Source organism: Corynebacterium sp. HMSC27B11 (genome assembly GCF_001815985.1).
In the GTDB taxonomy this organism is placed as follows: Bacteria; Actinomycetota; Actinomycetes; order Mycobacteriales; family Mycobacteriaceae; genus Corynebacterium.
The window spans coordinates 1-3,590 of record NZ_KV823569.1 but is presented as its reverse complement, the minus strand read 5'-3'; the positions used below and the strand labels follow the sequence as shown (position 1 = coordinate 3,590).

General features: G+C 51.9%; 2 protein-coding genes and 1 pseudogene. 2 read left to right on the top strand and 1 reads right to left on the bottom strand.

Features of this window, described 5'->3' with window-relative positions; genetic code table 11:
- Positions 1-45: 45 nt before the first annotated feature.
- Positions 46-966: pseudogene (locus HMPREF3097_RS07420) on the bottom strand (IS256 family transposase); the annotation flags it as partial.
- Between the two features lie 237 nt (positions 967-1,203).
- Here HMPREF3097_RS07420 and HMPREF3097_RS09570 point away from each other — a divergent pair.
- A complete protein-coding gene (locus HMPREF3097_RS09570) occupies positions 1,204-2,721 on the top strand; it encodes an LGFP repeat-containing protein (protein ID WP_012360704.1) in 1,518 nt (505 codons plus the stop codon).
- 349 nt (positions 2,722-3,070) lie between these two features.
- On the top strand, positions 3,071-3,403 hold the full coding sequence (locus HMPREF3097_RS09695) for a hypothetical protein (RefSeq protein WP_141759501.1): 333 nt from the start codon (positions 3,071-3,073) through the stop codon (positions 3,401-3,403).
- Positions 3,404-3,590 lie beyond the last annotated feature (187 nt).

Below are 3,590 nucleotides of genomic sequence, written 5' to 3'. Positions count from 1 at the left end.
ACAGGCCCACAATTAGGAGACACGCCCTAGATAGGCCGCAACCTACGGGAACTTTGGTTCCAGTAGATCAACGACTTCGCGGGCTTGTCCCCAGGTGGATTGAGCGTCGGGTTGCTGGAAGATTGTCTGGAACATCGCAGAGACCATCGGCCACTGTGTCTTCGGGACCTTTTCGTAGAGGTTTTTCGCGAAATGGGTGCGACAGCGCTGCCACGACGCATCGGGCAGCACGTCAGAAATGGCGTGCTGGATGCCCTCATGAGCATCACTGGTGATAAGGAAAACACCGCGAAGCCCGCGGGCTTTTAAGTCCTGAAAGAAGCCTTTCCACGACGCGTTGGATTCCGCGGTGGCGACATGCATGCCGAGCATTTCGCGATAGCCGTCGGCGTTGACCCCGGTGGCCAAAAGGACGCAGCATGTAACCACCCGGCCGCCTTCCCGCACCTTGATCGCGAGTGCGTCGCAAGAGAGGTAGGCATACCCACCGGGATCCAGGGGGCGGTTTTTGAAATCTGCGACCATCGCGTCGAGTTCTTCCGACATCCGCGAGACGTGCGATTTCGACATGTTGGAAATCCCTAGCGTTGCCACCAGATCGTTTATTCGGCGGGTGGAAACCCCTTTGAGATAGCAGGTTGCGATCACGGTCGATAGTGCGCGTTCGGCACGTGAGCCTCGCTCGAGCAGCCAGTCCGGGAACAACGCGCCGTGGCGCAGCTTCGGCACTGCCACATCGATTGTGCCGACTCTGGTGTCGAGGTCGCGGTGACGGTACCCGTTGCGGTGGTTGACCCGTTCGGTGGAAGCAACACCGTATTCAGCCCCGCACACGGTATCAGCCTGGGCGGAGAGGATCTGGTTGATAAACCCTTGCAGCATCTGCCGCATCAGATCCGGCGACGCTTGGGTCAGCACATCATCCAGATAGGTTGTCGGGTCGATAGAATGCGGAGCAGCGGTCATCGTCATGTGCCTTTCGGTGAGATGTGGTCGTTGAGTCGAAAGGTTACTGACGATGGCCGCCCCACTATTTTCAAGGGCCCACCATCAGTAAGCGTTACACCACACTAAGGGACGCAACCGTAGTTTCCCTGGGATTTTGCAAGATTTTCCAACTAGTCAGCCATTTTTCATTCCCGAGATACGTTTCTCACACTAAGCTCATTTCTAACCATCCACTACAGCGAAAGATGCCCCACCATGGCCAGACCATCTCGCATTATCACCACTTTCCTATTCGCCATCACCCTCGGCATGGGGTTCACCCCTGCCGTGCAGGCTCACCCCACACAACCACCAACAACTACCAGTACACCAGCAGACAACCACGCTGATCAGGTCGCACCCGGACGAGAAAACCTAGAACCAACAGAACCGGGGTTCGACGACAACAACGTTGATAACCAAACAGGTAAGAACTGGCATCCCACCACCAACCCCAAAAGCAAAATCACTCCAGGGAAGATGCGTTCCGATAAAGAACAAATTCCCGGTGGATTCACGAAAGAACAAGCTAACCAAGCCGAAATCCAAGAGGCTAAAGAACAAGCCACGCAGACACGCTCTGGAGTACAGACGTTTGCCGCCGTTGATAACTGTCGGACGTATTGGCCTAGCCCTTTTAAAGTGTGCGGAAAAATCCGGGAAAAGTACGATTCCCTCGGTGGACCAAAGAGTTTCCTCACTTGGCCGAAGTCCAATGAACTCGGCGTTCCTGATGGTGTCGGACGTCGCAATGAGTTCGTCAACGGGTTCATCTACTGGCACCCCCAAACCGGCGCTCATCCGATTACCACGCACTTTTCTGTTGTTTGGGCCCGCAATGGCTGGGAGCGAGGTGAGCTGGGATACCCCACCACCGATGAATTCGCTTTGCCAGACGGAACCGGCCGGAAACAGTCTTTCTCAAAGGGACACATCTATGGATCCCTTGCTGGTCTAGCAGCTATCAAGGGTGCAATCTACGATAAGTGGCTGGAGACAGGTGCCGAACAAGGACAAATGCTCAGCTACCCAATCGAGGATGAGACATCAACTCCAGATGGAGTTGGAAAATTCAGCAGGTTTGTCTGGGGTTTTATCTACTGGTCTCCAGCAACCGGAGCCCATCCTATCTATGGTCCAGTTCTGTATGAATGGGCAAATAGCGGTTTCGAAAAAGGAAAATACGGGTATCCGACCGCAGACATCAAACCGACTAAAGACGGAGGGGATTTGCAGTATTTTCAGCGAGGGCTTATCCGGTCTCCTAATTTTCCTCTTCCGGCATACCAAGAAATATCAGCCTTCGGAGCCAGCCGGCCAGCCAGTAGATCAACTGATTCAGAGGAAGTTATCGGAGACAATTTTGATAGAATGCATGAGTGTATTGGCGGATATGACAACGGAAAACTTACCGTTTTTCACCACTCTGGCGTGAGTCTATACTGCAGGGATCTTTGGCATATTGCCGATAACCACATGCCCCCTCAAGAGGAGATAACGAGACAGGTTTGGGAAGACTTTCAAACCTGCGTAGCACATACGCTCCTATCACAAGAGTTCACCAATAAAACAAGCAGGCCTGGGACATACCTTAAAACAAGGTATAACACTTACTCTAAAGTCAGAAGCTACGCCATTGTATGGAGTAGCTCTTCTACCCTGCACAATGCCTACACGAATGACGACCGAGGCGGAAGGGATTGGGGAGGATGCCGAAAGTACCTACCACGATAATCACACTGTTTCCTGAAGAAGGGATGGATTGGGGACTATGGTCAGAAAGGGATGACATACAGCGCGAACGTGAAGACGATTTCCTTCAGCCATCTGACCTACACCTCAGCATTGGCCTAATCGAAATCTTAAAACGGTGGAACCGCACTTGGATCGAAAACTATGGATATGGTGTTGGAACGTCGTTTGTTTCTTGGTGGAGAGAGGGCTTTGACCTCAACAGCTGGCTACAAGAAGGGCTGTGGATTGCAAGACAGATAGAAGCAGAGGCTGATGTAACTGTCGATAGAAGATTCGCACACTATCTACACCGCCCCATCCCCCTAGTCCCTGCAAATAAAACATTGTCATGAAACACACCTACGTAATCATCTACCCCGACAATGCAAGACCCTCAGCAGTCTGGGGAGTAGATGAAGCAGAAGAAAACGCATTCTGTTCTGCAGCCCACCAAGCTTTAAAAAGTTCACCCCATACCTTCGATGGATGGATCAGAGAATGGCGGAAAAATTTTCAAAGCGACGGCAGAGTTGGTGTCGCTCAGCGATGGAACAGCAGTTTTGATCCTCTCCAATGGATTGCTGACGGAGAAAGACTTTCCTCTGTAATTGAAGCCAATACGAACTACCGCATAGTGCGAGCTTTTAAGGCCTACGCCCGTAATCCTAAAACGGTTGGATAAGAATAAAACTAAGAAAACTCTCGCTTCAAGCCCTGTTTCCCTATCACCCCTATCAACTAGGCAGGGCTAATAGGCGAAAGTGTCCCAGTGTTTTTACTGCTTGCAGCAGTTGCGCTGCTTGTGTCAGTGCTGGCTAGGACGATCGGTGCTTTGAAGTGTCCCAGGTTTTGTTCCGTTTGAGTAGATG

Excerpts from the sequence above, each read along its gene's own strand:
- HMPREF3097_RS09570 (WP_012360704.1), top strand. The coding sequence starts at position 1,204 with ATGGCCAGACCATCTCGCATTATCACCACTTTCCTATTCGCCATCACC.
- HMPREF3097_RS09695 (WP_141759501.1), top strand. The coding sequence starts at position 3,071 with ATGAAACACACCTACGTAATCATCTACCCCGACAATGCAAGACCCTCA.